This window comes from Skermanella sp. TT6, from assembly GCF_016653635.2.
GTDB lineage: Bacteria > Pseudomonadota > Alphaproteobacteria > Azospirillales > Azospirillaceae > Skermanella > Skermanella cutis.
Map to the genome: position 1 here is coordinate 3,821,422 of NZ_CP067420.1, position 14,493 is coordinate 3,835,914.

At 69.3% G+C, this 14,493-nt stretch carries 12 protein-coding genes; 11 read left to right on the forward strand and 1 reads right to left on the reverse strand.

The annotated features are described in order from the left end of the window. Positions 1–18: 18 nt before the first annotated feature. Entirely contained in the window at positions 19–1,590 is a 1,572-nt protein-coding gene (gene xseA, locus IGS68_RS17925; RefSeq protein ID WP_201072208.1) for an exodeoxyribonuclease VII large subunit, read from the reverse strand. 148 nt (positions 1,591–1,738) lie between these two features. Between xseA and purD the strand changes: the two genes are divergently transcribed. The 11 genes from purD to ftsY all read left to right on the forward strand — a co-directional run bounded on the left by purD (position 1,739) and on the right by ftsY (position 14,493). Then, entirely contained in the window at positions 1,739–3,028 is a 1,290-nt protein-coding gene (purD, locus tag IGS68_RS17930; RefSeq protein WP_201072210.1) for a phosphoribosylamine--glycine ligase, read from the forward strand. Between the two features lie 110 nt (positions 3,029–3,138). Next, entirely contained in the window at positions 3,139–4,098 is a 960-nt protein-coding gene (locus IGS68_RS17935; protein ID WP_201072211.1) for an Rpn family recombination-promoting nuclease/putative transposase, read from the forward strand. 285 nt (positions 4,099–4,383) lie between these two features. After that, positions 4,384–6,036, forward strand: coding sequence for a hypothetical protein (locus tag IGS68_RS17940; protein WP_201072213.1), 1,653 nt, complete (start codon positions 4,384–4,386; stop codon positions 6,034–6,036). A gap of 23 nt (positions 6,037–6,059) precedes the next feature. Next, on the forward strand, positions 6,060–7,130 hold the full coding sequence (locus tag IGS68_RS17945) for a glycosyltransferase family 2 protein (RefSeq protein ID WP_459559317.1): 1,071 nt from the start codon (positions 6,060–6,062) through the stop codon (positions 7,128–7,130). Continuing rightward, entirely contained in the window at positions 7,127–7,531 is a 405-nt protein-coding gene (locus tag IGS68_RS17950) for a GtrA family protein (protein ID WP_201072215.1), read from the forward strand. The genes IGS68_RS17945 and IGS68_RS17950 overlap by 4 nt, the downstream gene beginning before the upstream one ends. Before the next feature lie 71 nt (positions 7,532–7,602). Beyond that, a complete protein-coding gene (locus tag IGS68_RS17955; RefSeq protein ID WP_201072217.1) occupies positions 7,603–8,406 on the forward strand; it encodes an undecaprenyl-diphosphate phosphatase in 804 nt (267 codons plus the stop codon). Positions 8,407–8,486: 80 nt separating this feature from the next. Beyond that, positions 8,487–9,335: a DUF4344 domain-containing metallopeptidase gene (locus IGS68_RS17960; RefSeq protein ID WP_201072219.1), complete on the forward strand. Its 849-nt coding sequence runs from the start codon at positions 8,487–8,489 to the stop codon at positions 9,333–9,335. Between the two features lie 115 nt (positions 9,336–9,450). Continuing rightward, positions 9,451–11,133, forward strand: a complete 1,683-nt coding sequence (locus IGS68_RS17965; RefSeq protein ID WP_201072221.1) for a methyl-accepting chemotaxis protein — start codon at positions 9,451–9,453, stop codon at positions 11,131–11,133. An 89-nt stretch (positions 11,134–11,222) separates the two neighbouring features. Beyond that, complete coding sequence (gene dapF, locus IGS68_RS17970; RefSeq protein WP_201072223.1) at positions 11,223–12,086, forward strand: diaminopimelate epimerase; 864 nt, start codon at positions 11,223–11,225, stop codon at positions 12,084–12,086. Further along, positions 12,083–13,342 (forward strand): tRNA (N(6)-L-threonylcarbamoyladenosine(37)-C(2))-methylthiotransferase MtaB, encoded by a 1,260-nt coding sequence (gene mtaB, locus IGS68_RS17975; protein WP_201072230.1) that lies wholly within the window; start codon positions 12,083–12,085, stop codon positions 13,340–13,342. The genes dapF and mtaB overlap by 4 nt, the downstream gene beginning before the upstream one ends. Next, positions 13,336–14,493 carry a signal recognition particle-docking protein FtsY gene (gene ftsY, locus IGS68_RS17980; RefSeq protein WP_201072232.1) on the forward strand — a complete coding sequence of 386 codons (1,158 nt, stop codon included), beginning with the start codon at positions 13,336–13,338 and terminating at the stop codon, positions 14,491–14,493. Before mtaB ends, ftsY begins: the two co-directional genes overlap by 7 nt.

A 14,493-nucleotide genomic window follows, 5' to 3' on the forward strand; every position in this document is an offset into this window, starting at 1 on the left:
GATCGAGCCGGCCAACGTTCAGAACAGCAACCCCTGCTTGGCTTTCGCTTCCGTCTTGCGCGGCTGCTTCGGCGTTTCCGCCCTGCGCGCCAGCCCGCCGCTCCCGACGACGGCATCGACCTTGCCGTCATGGAATTCCAGCGTCACCGGCATGCCGGCCTTCGCGTCGCCGGCGGAAGTGACCCGCTGCTCGGCACCGTCGGTCACCAGGGCGAACCCGCGCTCCAGGATGCCTCGGTAGGAATAGCTCTCCAGCAAAGCGGCACCCGCCTTCAGGCGGCTCGCCCGCTCGGCGACCAGCCGGGCATAGCCGGCGTCCATCCGTTCGCCCAGCTCCGCCAGCCTCCTGTCGCCGTCACCGACCCGGATGCGGATCGGCAGCAGCGTCAGCCGCGAGGCGATCCGGCCGAGCCGGCTTTCCTCCGCCGCGACGACATGGCGCAGGCCCGCGCCCAGCGCGCGCGCCTCCGATTGCAGCCGCCCGCGCGCCGCCGTCATCACCTCGCGCGGGTGGCGCAGCTTGGCGCCCAGTTCGGCGACCCGCGTCCGCCGGCGCTCGATCGTGCCGGCGACCGCGATGCCGAGCCGTTCCCAGCGGTCGTCCAGCCGCTGGACGCAACCTTCCAGAAGCGCCTGCGGATCGCCCAGGCCGCGCGCCAGACCCTCCACCAGGTTCCGCCGCTCCAGGATCATCCGCCCGGTGCCGCCATGCAGCCGGCGCTGGAATTCGAGCACCAGGGCGATCAGCTCGGCCCGGACGGGCACCGCCATCTCGGCTGCGGCGGTCGGCGTCGGTGCCCTCCGGTCCGACGCGAAATCGATCAGCGTGGTGTCGGTCTCGTGCCCGACGGCCGAAATCAGCGGGATCGCGCTGTCGGCTGCGGCACGCACCACGATCTCCTCGTTGAAGGCCATCAGGTCTTCCAGCGACCCGCCGCCGCGCGCCACGATGATCAGGTCCGGACGCGGCACCGGCCCGCCCGGCGCGATCCCGTTGAACCCCTTGATCGCGGCGGCGACCTGGCCCGCCGCCCCTTCCCCCTGCACGGCGACCGGCCACAGCAGCACGTGGCGCGGGAAGCGGTCGGCGAGTCGGTGCAGGATGTCCCGGATCACCGCCCCGGTCGGCGAGGTGACGACCCCGATCACCCCGGGCAGGAACGGCAGGGGGCGCTTGCGCGACGCATCGAACAGCCCCTCCGCGGCCAGCCGGCGCTTGCGCTCCTCCAGCAGCTTGAGCAGCGCGCCCTCGCCGGCCAGTTCCATGTTCTCGATGACGAGCTGGTACTGCGACCGGCCGGGATACGTGGTCAGGCGGCCGGTGCAGATGACCTCCATCCCCTCCTCGGGCCGGACGGCCAGCTTGGCGGCGGTGCCGCGCCAGCAGACCGATTCGATGACCGAGGTCTCGTCCTTCAGGCGCAGGTAGACGTGGCCGGATCCGTGCCGCTTGGGCTGGGAAACCTCGCCCCGGACGCGCACATAGCCGAAGGACTCCTCGACCGTGCGCTTCAGCGCCCGCGACAATTCTGTCACGGTGAACTCGGCAAGGTTCGAGCCGGGGCGGCCGGGGACCGGGTCGCGATCCATTAGGGGTTGGTCTTGTGTCATGGCGTCGGCATGATACAAGCCTTCGCCTTCGCAACAAGACTGTAAGGCCCCCGCCCTGGAAACAGGGCTCCGAAAGCACGCCCTGGAAACAGGGCTTCAAAAGGACGTCGTAGAGGACAAGAGGCTCATGAAGGTACTTGTGGTCGGCTCGGGTGGACGCGAGCACGCGCTCTGTTGGGCGATCGCGGCGTCCCCCCTCTGCGACAAGCTCTATTGCGCACCCGGCAACGCGGGAATCACGCGCGAGGCCGAGTGCGTCGCGATCAAGGCCGACGACCTCGACGGCCTGGTCCGCTTCGCGACGGAGAACGACGTCGATTTCGTCGTCGTCGGGCCCGAGCAGCCGCTGGTGCTTGGCCTGGTGGACCGGCTGGAGGCCGCGGGCGTCAAGGCGTTCGGCCCGACCGCGGCAGCCGCGGCGCTCGAGGGCTCCAAGGGCTTCATGAAGGATCTCTGCGCCAAGTACGGCATTCCGACCGCCGCCTACGGCCGCTTTACCGACGCCGAGTCGGCCCGCGCCTTCGTCCACTCGCGCGGCGCTCCCATCGTCGTCAAGGCCGACGGACTGGCGGCCGGCAAGGGCGTGACCATCGCCCGCACCGTCGAGGAGGCGCTGGCCGCGATCGACGAGGCGATGGTCGAGTCGCGGTTCGGCGATGCCGGCGCCGAACTGGTGATCGAGGAGTTCCTGGCGGGCGAGGAGGCCAGCTTCTTCGCCTTGGTCGACGGCACCACCGCCCTGCCCCTGGTCTCGGCCCAGGACCACAAGGCGGCGTTCGACGGCGATACCGGACCCAACACCGGTGGCATGGGCGCCTATTCCCCCGCGCCGGTGATGACCCCGGCGCTGGAGGCCAGGGTCATGCGGGAGATCATCGAGCCGACCGTGCGCGGCATGGCGGCCGAGGGCCGGCCCTTCAAGGGCGTGCTCTATGCCGGCCTGATGATCGTGGACTCGGCCCAGGGACCGGCGCCGAAGCTGCTGGAGTACAACACCCGCTTCGGCGACCCGGAGACCCAGGTGCTGATGAAGCGGATGATGTCGGACGTGCTGCCGGCCCTGATCGCGTCCCGCGACGGCGTCCTCAGGAACTTCCAGCTCCGCTGGTACGACGACACGGCCCTGTGCGTCGTCATGGCCGCGAAGGGCTATCCCGGCGACTATGCCCGCCGGACCGAGATCCACGGTCTGGACGAGGCCGGCGCCCTGCCCGACGTCACGGTTTTCCATGCCGGCACCGTCTTGTCGGACGACGGCCATGTCCTGGCCGACGGCGGCCGGGTGCTGGGCGTGACCGCCATCGCCCCGACGGTGCGCGAAGCCCAGTCCCTGGCCTACGAGGCGGTGGACAGGATCAGCTGGCCGGAAGGCTTCTGCCGCCGCGACATCGGCTGGCGCGCGGTCGGGCGGGGGTGAGTCGCCTCCTTCTCCCCGGGGCATAGGGTCGCGGGCCGCGTCGCCCGCTTGCGCAAGGTTGCGGGCGCATGCAGAGAGGGGCTGTTCCATCCCACGGGATACCCGCCCCGATGCCCGCCTCCGACAGCTTGTACCACCGCCTCTTCTCGCACCCGCTGATGGTCGAGCAGCTGATCCGCGGCTTCGTGCCGGAGGACGTCGCCGCCGGGCTGGACTTCACCCGAATGGAACGGGTCAACGCCAAGTTCCACGCCCGCGACGGCCGCCGGCGGGAGGGCGACCTGATCTGGCGCGTGCCGACCCTGTCCGGCGAGGTCGTCCACATCTACCTGATGCTGGAGTTCCAGTCGCGCTCCGACTGGTGGATGGCGATCCGGGTCATGGTCTATGTCGGCCTGCTGTGGCAGCATCTCATCCGGGAGCTGAAGCTGCCGCCCGGCTCGCCCCTGCCGCCGGTGCTGCCGGTGGTGCTCTACAACGGCGAGGCCCCATGGAACGCGCCGCTCGACGCCGCCGGCCTGATGGGATTGGCCCCCGACGCGGCGCTCTGGCCTTGGCAGCCGGGCATCCGCTATCATCTCATCGACGAGGGCAGGCTCGGCGCCGAGGACCTCGCCCGGAAGGACGGGCTGGTGGCGCTGCTCTTCCGGATCGAGACCTGCACCCGGCCCGCCGAGCTGCCCGGACTGGTCGGCGAGGTGATCGGCTGGTTCCAGGGGCATGCCGACCACGACTCGCTGAAGCTGGCCTTCGGCGAGGTGGTGGCCCAGGCCGTGGCGGCGCTGGTTGGCGGGGACGGGCCGGTGGCGGTCCCGTCGGGACTAGGGGAGGTTCAGGACATGCTGTCGGAGCGGATCAAGATCTGGGAGCGCGAACTGCGGGCCGAAGGCAAAGCCGAAGCGAAGGCGGAGATGCTGTCGCGGCAGCTCAGGCGCCGGTTCGGCGACCTGCCGGCCGATATCGATGACCTGATCGCCTCGGCGACCATGGATCAGCTCGACGCCTACATGGACTGCCTGATGGAAGCCCGGTCACTCGCCGACGTCTTTCCCGATCTCCGGCCCGGCTGAGCTCCGGCGGAAAGGGTCCCTGCGCCGCGGAGCCTTGATCGCGCGGTGACCGGCGGGTAACTAGTGGTGCTGCAAAGTGATTTTGATGAGTTCTGCGGAGCGGAGTGGCGTAGGTCGGCCTTCGCCCGTCGAGGCGAACGCCGACACCCTGCGTCAACGCTCCGGCCACGATGTCGGCGTCGGCCTTCGGCCGAGGCCGACCTACGGCAAACTTGATCGCGCGGCAACCGGCGGGTAACTAAGTGCCTTCGCCCGTCAGGGCCCAACCATTCCATGCCGGTTCCCTTGACGCTTTCGATCCCGATCACGCCGGCCCGTCGCGCGGGAGACCGGACGGCAAGGCTGACGGCCCTGGCGCTGGCCTGCGCCGTTCCCCTCGGCATGGTTCTGCTCAACCTGTCCCTGGGGCAGGATGCCAATTGGGACCTGAGGAACTATCACTGGTACAATCCCTATAGCTTCCTCAACGGGCGCTTCTTCTTCGATGTCGTGCCGGCCCAGACGCCGAGCTTCTACAACCCGACGCTCGACATTCCGTTCTTCCTGCTCGGCAACGCGGTGCCCGCCCCGGTCGCCTACGGCGTGCTGGCCTTCGTCCAGAGCCTTAACTTCGTCCTGCTGTTCGCCCTCGCCCGGACCGTTCTCCTGGTCGACGATCCGGTGCGGAAGGTCTGGGCCGCCGGTGCCGTAGCACTGGTCGGCGTGCTGGGCGGCGGAAGCGTGGCGCAGCTCGGCACCACGTTCCATGACAGCACCGTCGGACTCGGCTTCCTGGGAGCCTTGGCGCTGATCGCGCGGACGCAGGACCGCCTGTTCGCCGGTCCCCGGCGGGCGGCCATTAGCCTCGCCTTCCTGTCCGGCCTTCTCGTCGGCTCCGCCATGGGACTCAAGCAGCCCTCGGTCATCTACTGCATCGGCGTCTGTTTCGGTTTCCTGGCCGCTCCCGCCGCTCCCGGCCGCCGGCTGCTGCTGGCGGTGGCCTGCGGCCTGGGCGTCGTCGCGGCCGTGGCGCTGCTGTCCGGGCACTGGATGTGGTTCCTGTGGGAAACCCACGGCAATCCCCTGCACCCCTATTACAACAACATCTTCCGGTCGCCCCTGGGCGCCATCAGCGACTACAAGGACCTGGCCTATCAGCCGAAATCCGTTTGGGAAAGACTGACGCTTCCGTTCAGGATCAGCGCCGATCCGGAGGTCGCCGGAGAGATCGCCTTCCGGGACCACCGGATCCTGACGCTTTACGTCCTGTTTCCGGTAGCGGCGCTGGCAGGCATCCTGGCCGCCCCGGCGTCCCGGCGCTCCGGCGCGTCCCATGCCCTCTCCCGGCCCGGCATCGCCCGCTGGCTGCTGACGGTGGCGGCGCTTTCCTACGCGGCCTGGGCCTGGATGTTCTGCATCTACCGGTACGCGGTCCCGCTCGAGATGCTGGCCCCCCTCTGCATCGTCCTGGCGCTCGGAGTGCTTCCGCTGTCCCGCGCCGTGCGTATCGCCGTCACGGCCTCGGTGCTGGCCGTCCTCCAGGCGACGACGGTCTGGGGGACCTGGGGGCGGTCTGCCTGGACAAGCAACGTCGTGGAATTCGACATGCCCGTGATCCCCGATCCGGACCGGACGATGGTGCTGATCGGCGGGTACCAGCCGGTTGGCCACCTGATCCCCTCCTTTCCGCCGCAGATCCCCTTCGTGAGGTTGCAGAGCAATTTCGTCCAGCCCGATTCGACCGACAACGGGTATTCTGAAGTGCTTCGGCGTAGGGTGATGGACCATCGCGGAGATTACTTTATGATCGCGACGGTCCCGGATACCGATATTGCGGCCGACGCCGCGGCGTTCTACGGATTGACGCTCGATTGGGAAAGTTGCCAGGTGATCCACAACAACCTGGGCGAACCGCACAGTTTCTGCGCGGTCCGGCGGCCGACGGTGGATCGACAGTGAATTACTTCGTCATCAGGTGACAATTGATAGACCAGTTCTCCGACGCCAGCCAGGATCTCAGCCCGGCAGCCAAGCGCTCCCCCGTCGCCGTGGCCGCTCCGGACGGCGGCTCGCTCGAGGCGGCCTTACCCGGCCTGACGGGCCTGGAGATCGCCGTCCTGATCCCCTGCTACAACGAGGAGGCGTCGATCGCCGCGGTGGTCCGCGATTTCCGGTCAGCGCTGCCGGGCGCCGCCATCTACGTCTACGATAACAATTCCAAGGACCGCACGGTCGAACTGGCGCGCGAAGCCGGTGCCATCGTCCGTACCGAACCCCTCCAGGGCAAGGGCAACGTGGTCCGGCGGATGTTCGCCGACATCGAGGCCGACGTCTATGTCCTGGTCGACGGTGACGATACCTACCACGCGCCCAGCGCGCCGGCCCTGGTCGCCAAGCTGGTCGACCAGCAACTCGACATGGTCAACGGCGCGCGGGTGACCGACATCGCCGCGGCCTACCGGCCTGGGCACCGTTTCGGCAACATGATGCTGACCGGCATCGTCGCCAAGATCTTCGGCAACCGGGTCGCCGACATGCTGTCCGGATACCGGGTGTTCTCGCGCCGTTTCGTCAAGAGCTTCCCGGCCCTCAGCGGCGGCTTCGAGATCGAGACGGAACTGACAGTCCACGCGCTTGAACTGCGCATGCCCATGTCCGACGTCACGACCCCCTACAAGGACCGCCCGCCGGGCTCCGCCAGCAAGCTGCGGACCTATTACGACGGCTTCCGCATCCTGAAGCTGATCATGGTGCTCGTGAAGGAGGAGCGCCCGCTTCAGTTCTTCAGCGCGATCGCCGGCGTGCTGGCGTTCCTGTCGATCGTGCTCGCCTGGCCGGTGGTCGCGACCTACATGCAGACCGGCCTGGTGCCGCGCCTGCCGACGGCGGTCCTGTCCACCGGGCTGATGCTGCTCGGGTTCCTCAGCCTGACCTGCGGCCTCATCCTGGAGACGGTGACCCGCGGCCGGCGCGAGATCAAGCGCATGCAGTATCTCCGGATCCCCGCCCCCGGCGTCCGCGACCCGGCGCGCGACTCGAAGGACAGGCGATGATCCGAAGGCTTTTCCGGGGGGAGTTCATCCGCTTCGGCATCGTCGGGGTGGTCGGACTGCTGGTCGACATCGCGGTCCTGTACCTGTGCCTGGATATCAGCGGCCTCGGCCTCTACGCGTCGCGGGTGGTTTCGTACCTGGCGGCGGCGACGACCACGTGGGCGCTCAACCGCGCTTTCACCTTCACGGGCGCCCATGCCGGCAAGATCCACCACCAATGGGCCCGCTTCGTCGCGGTCAACGCCCTGGGCGGTGCCGTGAACTACGCGGTATATGCGGCGCTGGTGGCGTCGGGCGATCCCTTCGCCGCCCACCCCGCCCTTGCCGTGGCGGCCGGATCCCTGTCGGGGCTCTTTTTCAATTTCACCGCCTCAAAGAAGCTGGTATTCCGCCGCGCGTGACGCCCCTCCCCCCGGAGGTGCGCGGTCACGCCGGCATTTTCCGGCCGGCCTGACACGGATCTGTAAAGATTATGGACGACAGCACTCTCATAAGCGCCCTGGTGATGGGCGTGGTCGAAGGCTTGACCGAATTCATCCCCGTTTCCTCCACCGGGCACCTGATCCTGATCGGCGACCTGCTGGGGTTCCAGGGTCCGCCCGGACGCCTGTTCGAGGTGGTGATCCAGCTCGGCGCGATCCTCGCGGTCTGCGTCGTCTATTTCCAGCGGCTCTGGCATATCGCGGTGACGCTGCCGACCAGCGCCGCGTCGCGCCGCTTCGTGATCGCCATATTGCTGGCGTTCCTGCCGGCCGTCGTGATCGGCGTGTTCGCCCACGGATTCATCAAGAGCGTGCTGTTCTCGCCCTACGTGGTGTCGGTCGCGCTGATCCTCGGCGGCATCGCGATCCTCGTGATCGAGCGGAACCTGCCCGAGCCTCGCCATTTCGAGGTCGAGGCCTTCTCGCCCAGGCTCGCGCTCGGCATCGGCTTCGTCCAGACGCTGGCCATGATCCCGGGCGTCTCGCGGTCCGGCGCCACGATCCTGGGATCGCTGCTGATGGGCGTCGAGCGCCGGACGGCGGCCGAGTTCTCGTTCTTCCTGGCGATCCCGACGATGGCGGGCGCCGTGGTCTACGACACCTACAAGAACTACAGCACCCTGACCTCCGACGGTTCGCTGGTGATCGCGATCGGCTTCGTCGCCGCGTTCCTGGCCGGACTGCTCGTGGTCAGGAGCCTCGTCGCCTTCGTCAGCCGCTACGGCTTCACCCCGTTCGGCTGGTACCGCATCGCGGTGGGCACCGCGATGCTGGCGATCCTGTCGATGCGCTGAGAATGCTTGAGTAAGTCCGGGCCTCGACGTAATACTTCCGGGCGGAGTACGGGGAATCCATCCCCTGGGGAGGTCCGGACATGATGGGGGTGCGGGGCGGCTTCCGCCGTCTGGTGGCGTATATCGCCGTCATCCTGTCCCTCGCCTTTCCCGCCACCGCCCGGCAGGTCACGGCGGAGGAACGCCGGGAAGCCGACCTGTTCATCCTCGGCAACACCCTCTTCATCCTGTATCACGAGCTGGGCCATGCCCTGATCGACCTGCTCGGCCTTCCCGTCCTGGGCCACGAGGAGGACGCCGCCGACAACCTCGCCAGCATCATGATGATCCCGGACCAGCCTGACCCGGTGATGGACGAGCTGATCGTCGCCGCGGCCGACGGCTGGTACCTCGGCGATCTCTGGCAGCAGGAGGCCGGCAACGCCGAACCGTCCTGGTGGGGCGAGCATTCACTCGACATGCAGCGGTTCTATTCCGTCGTCTGCCTGATGTACGGCAGCGATCCGGCAGGCTTCGCCGAACTGGCCGACAGCGTCAACCTGCCCTCCGACCGGCGCACCTCGTGCGCCGGGGACTACCAGCAGGCCCGTGCCGGCTGGAGCCGCCTGCTGGCCCCGCACATGCTTCCCGCGGAGACCCGCGCGGACCGGCGAAGCGCCGTGACGCTCGAATTCGAGCCGCCGGCAGCCGGCCAGGACTATGTCGCATCCCTGTTGCACGAGTCGGGCCTGATCGAAGCCGTCGTCCGAGATATCGGGACCGGGTTCAAGCTGCCGCGCGACCTGACCGTCCGGTTCCATGCATGCGGCGGGAGCAATGCCAACGCCTTCTACCACGGTGGCGCCGCCGCCGTATCCGTCTGCTACGAACTCGTAGCGTTCTATAACGAACTGATTCTGCGGGACATCTCCAGGCGCCATCCCAGGTGAGGCAGCCGAGCGAACTGCCACTTTTGATATGGATCATCGCGATCCGGAAAAGAGGGCGGCACGCTCCTCAATCCAGACCAAGCCGCCCATAAGGCCGATCCCCGGAGGAGATACCATGACGCTCGGCAACAGCAGCCTTCTGACGCGCCTTCTGGCAGGCTTCTCGGCGGTCCTGGCGCTGGCGTGTTTGCTCGGCCTGCTCGCCCTGAACCAGCTCGAGACCGTCACCGGGCTCACGACGCGGCTCTATCACAATTCGTTCGCGGTCTCGACCTCGGCGCTGGAGGCGAACGCAGGCATCATAGCCATGCATCGTTCCATGAAGGACGTGGCGCTGGCTCCCGACGCGGCGGCGATCGACGCCGCCGTGGCTGCCGTCGACCTCCAGGAAAAGCGCGTCTTCGCGGCCATGGCCCTGGTCCAGGAACGCTATCTCGGCGACCTGACCGACGTGGAAGCCGCTCTGAAGTCGGTCAGGGACTGGCAACCCATCCGGGCGCGCCTGATCGCCGCCATGAAAGCCGGCAACCGCGCCGAAGCCTCCGAGATCACCCGCACCATCGGCGCCGAGCAGGTCAGGCTGATCGGCGAGCGGATGGACAGGCTGACCGAAGCCGCCCGCACGCGCGCCGCCGCCTCGGCCGCCGCCGCGGAGAAGACCGGGAACGAGGCCTGGACGCTGATCGTCGGGGCGCTTGCCGTCATGGTGGGCGTCGGCGTCGCCATCGCGCTGGCGATCACCCGCAACGTGAGCGGCCAGATCGGACGCCTCCGCGACGCCATGGAACGGCTTGCCCGGCAGGATTACGGCGTCGCCGTGCCCTATGCGGACCGCACCAACGAGATCGGCCGGATGGCCAAGGCCGTGGAGTTCTTCAAGGAGAACGGGCTGGCCGTCGAGCGGCTGCGGGCCGAGCAGGAGTCGGCCAAGGCCGCCGCCGAGGCCGAGCGCAAGCGCCAGATCATGGCGCTCGCCGACGATTTCGAGTCCCACGTGGAAGCGGTGGTCGAGCATGTCGCCTCCGCCGCGACGGAGATGACCGCGACCGCCAGCTCCATGTCCGCCTGCGCGGAGCAGGCGACCCGCCAGTCCGCCGCGGCCGCCGCCGCCGCAGAGGAGGCGTCGGGCAACGTCCAGACCGTCGCCTCCGCGGCGGAGGAGCTTTCCTCCTCCATCGCGGAGATCGGCCGGCAGGTCGCCCAGGCGACCGGCACCACCCGCGAGGCCGTGACCAAGGCCGAGCGTACCAACTCCATCGTCGCGGGCCTGTCGGATGCCGCCCACAAGATCGGCGAGGTGGTCAGCCTGATCAACGACATCGCCAGCCAGACCAACCTGCTGGCGCTGAACGCGACGATCGAGGCGGCCCGGGCGGGCGAGGCCGGCAAGGGTTTCGCCATCGTCGCGTCGGAGGTCAAGAACCTGGCCAGCCAGACCGCCAAGGCGACGGAGGAGATCGCCAGCCAGATCTCCTCGGTCCAGGGGGCGACGGGTCAGGCGGTCGCGGCCATCCAGGACATCGCGGCGACCATCGCCGCGGTCAGCGACGCCTCCACCGCCATCGCCTCGGCGGTGGAGCAGCAGCGCGCCGCGACCGACGAGATCGCCCGCAACGTGGAGCAGGCCGCCCGGGGCACCCAGGAAGTCTCGGCGAACATCGCCGGCGTCTCCGAAGCCGCCCACGAGGCCAGCCGCGCCGCCAGCCAGGTCCTGTCCGAGGCGGGCCAGTTGTCCAAACAGTCGGAATCCCTCAACCGCGAGGTCGGGACCTTCATGCACAAGGTCCGCGCCGGGTGAGCCGGCCGGGGCGCCGCGTCCCGCCGTCGGAGCCGGTCAGGTCTGCGGCCATGGACTTGAGAGCCGCGATCGCCATATAACGGCGCACCATGACCATCCCGTTCCTGAAAATGCACGGGCTCGGCAACGACTTCGTCGTCATCGACGCCCGCGGCACCGACTTGTCCCTGAACGAAGCTCAGGCCCGCGCCATCGCGGACCGGCGCACGGGCGTGGGCTGCGACCAGTTCATCGTGATCGAGCCGCCGAAGACCTCCGGCGCCACCGCCTTCATGCGCATCCGCAATCCCGACGGCAGCGAGGCCGGCGCCTGCGGCAACGCGACGCGCTGCGTCGCCCACCTGCTGATGCGGGAGTCGGGCCAGCCCGGCGCCGTGGTCGAGACGATCGCCGGGCTCCTGCCCTCCTCCGCAGCCCCGGACGGCATGGTCACCGTGGACATGGGGCCGGCGCGGCTCGACTGGAGCGACATTCCCCTGGCCGGTCCCGCCGACACGCTGAGGCTCGACGTCGCCGAGGGCGGCTACGCCGGGCCGGTCGCGGTGAGCATGGGCAACCCGCACGCGGTGTTCTTCGTGGACGACGTCGCGGCGGTGCCGCTCGAAAGCGTCGGCCCCCGGCTGGAACACCACCCCGCCTTTCCCCGGAAGGCCAACATCGAGTTCGCCCAGGTCCTCTCCCCGACCCGGATCCGCATGCGGGTCTGGGAACGCAGCGCCGGCATCACCCGGGCCTGCGGCTCGGGCGCCTGCGCCGTGCAGGTCGCCGCCGTCCGCCGCGGCCTGACCGAGCGCCGCGCCGAAGTGATCCTCGACGGCGGCAGCCTGGTCATCGAGTGGCGGGAGGACGGCCATGTCCTGATGACCGGCCCGGTCGCCCTCAGCTTCACCGGCCACCTGGCGCCGGACCTGTTGGCCCTGGATCGGGTGGCCCTGGATCCGGTGGAAGCATGAGCGCCGACATCGTCACGTTCGGCTGCCGGCTGAACACCTACGAATCCGAGGTGATGCGCGAGAACGCCTCGGCCGCCGGCATGACCGACACGGTCATCTTCAACACCTGCGCCGTCACCTCCGAGGCCGAGCGGCAGGCCCGACAGGCGATCCGCAAGATGCGCCGCGAGCGGCCCGGCGCCCGCATCATCGTGACCGGCTGCGCCGCCCAGATCGACCCGGCCAAGTACGCGGCGATGCCCGAGGTGGACCAGGTGCTCGGCAACGAGGAGAAGCTGAAGCCGGAGAGCTTCGGCCTGACCGCGCCGACCGAGCGCGTGCTGGTCAACGACATCATGTCGGTGACCGAGACCGCCGGCCACCTGATCGGCGGGCTGGAAGGCCGGGCGCGCGCCTTCGTCCAGGTCCAGAACGGCTGCGACCACCGCTGCACCTTCTGCATCATCCCCTACGGCCGGGGCAATTCGCGCTCCGTCCCGATCGGCGAGGTGGTCCGGCAGGTTCGGCTGCTGGTGCAGTCCGGCTACAACGAGGTGGTCCTGACCGGGGTGGACATCACCTCCTACGGCCCCGACCTGCCCGGCGGCCCGACGCTCGGCCAGATGATCCGCCGACTGCTGGCCCAGGTGCCGGAGCTGAAGCGCCTGCGCCTGTCCTCGCTCGACCCGGTGGAGATCGACGGCGACCTGTGGCGCCTGATCGCGGAGGAGCCGCGCCTGATGCCGCACCTCCATGTCAGCCTCCAGGCCGGCGACGACATGGTGCTGAAGCGGATGAAGCGCCGCCACCTGCGCGGCGACGCGATCGAGTTCTGCCGCCGCGCCCGCGACCTGCGCCCGGACATGGTGTTCGGCGCCGACCTGATCGCCGGTTTCCCGACCGAGACCGACGAGATGTTCGAGAACACGCTGCGCGCCGTGGACGACTGCGGCCTGACCTGGCTGCACATCTTCCCCTACTCCCCCCGCCCCGGCACGCCGGCCGCGAAGATGCCGCAGGTCGACGGCGGCCTGCGCAGGGAGCGCGCCGCCCGCCTGCGGGAGGCCGGCGCGCGCGCCGTCGGCCGCTTCCTGGCCGGGCGCGTCGGAACCCATGCCGCCGTCCTGGCGGAAAAGGAAACCATCGGCCGTACCGAGCAATTCGCCGAAGTGCGCCTGGACCAGCCGGTCGAACCCGGCGCCATCGTGCGCACCGCCATCGTCGGCGTCGACGGCGAGCATCTGGTCGGCCGGATCGAGCGGAGCACTTCATGCTGAAATTCTGGCGCCGCAACAAGCAGGAGCCGGCCGAGACCAGGCCAGAAGCCGAATCCGAGGGCACCGGTCCCAAGGTCTTCGACACCCCGCCGGAGCCGGAGCCGGAGCCCGCCGCCGAGGCGGTGCCGGAACCCGAGCCCGAACCGGTCCCGGAACCCGAGCCGGAGCCGGAGCCCGTCGCGGCGCTCGCCCCCGCTCCCGAGCCGGCCGCCGAACCCGGGCAGCCCGCCCGCAAGGGCTGGCTGTCGCGCCTGCGCGAGGGGCTGACCAAGTCCACCACCAAGCTGACCGACGGCATCACCGGCATCTTCACCAAGCGCAAGCTCGACGACGAGGCGCTGGAGGAACTGGAGGAGCTGCTGATCACCGCCGACCTCGGCCCGGTGACGGCGGCCAAGGTGACCGCCGAGTTGGCGCGCACCCGCTTCGGCAAGGAAGTCTCGCCCGACGAGGTCCGGCGCACCCTGGCGGCCAGCATCGCCCAGATCCTGGAGCCGGTCGCCGAGCCGCTGGAGATCGACGCCGCCGCCAAGCCCCACGTCGTCCTGGTGGTCGGGGTCAACGGCGCCGGCAAGACCACGACCATCGGCAAGATGGCCAAGCAGTTCCGGCAGGAGGGCAAGTCGGTCATCATCGCGGCCGGCGACACCTTCCGCGCCGCGGCCGTCCAGCAGCTCCAGGTCTGGGGCGAACGCTCCGGCTGCCCCGTGATCGCGAAGGAGACCGGCGCCGACGCCGCCGGCCTCGCCTTCGACGCGCTGGAGCGGGCGCGGCGGGAGAAGACCGACGTGCTGCTGATCGACACGGCGGGGCGGCTCCAGAACAAGGCCAACCTGATGGCCGAGCTCCAGAAGATCATCCGCGTCGTGAAGAAGCTCGATCCCGAGGCGCCCCACTCGGTCCTGCTGGTGCTCGACGCCACGACCGGCCAGAATGCGCACTCGCAGGTCGAGGTGTTCCGGGAGAGGGTCAGCGTGAACGGGCTGATCCTGACCAAGCTGGACGGCTCGGCGCGCGGCGGCGTCCTGGTGGCCCTGGCGGAGAAGTACAAGCTGCCGGTCCACTTTATCGGCGTCGGCGAGGGCATCGAGGACATGCGCCCCTTCGAGGCCGGCTCCTTCGCCCGCTCCCTGATGGGTCTCGAATCCTGA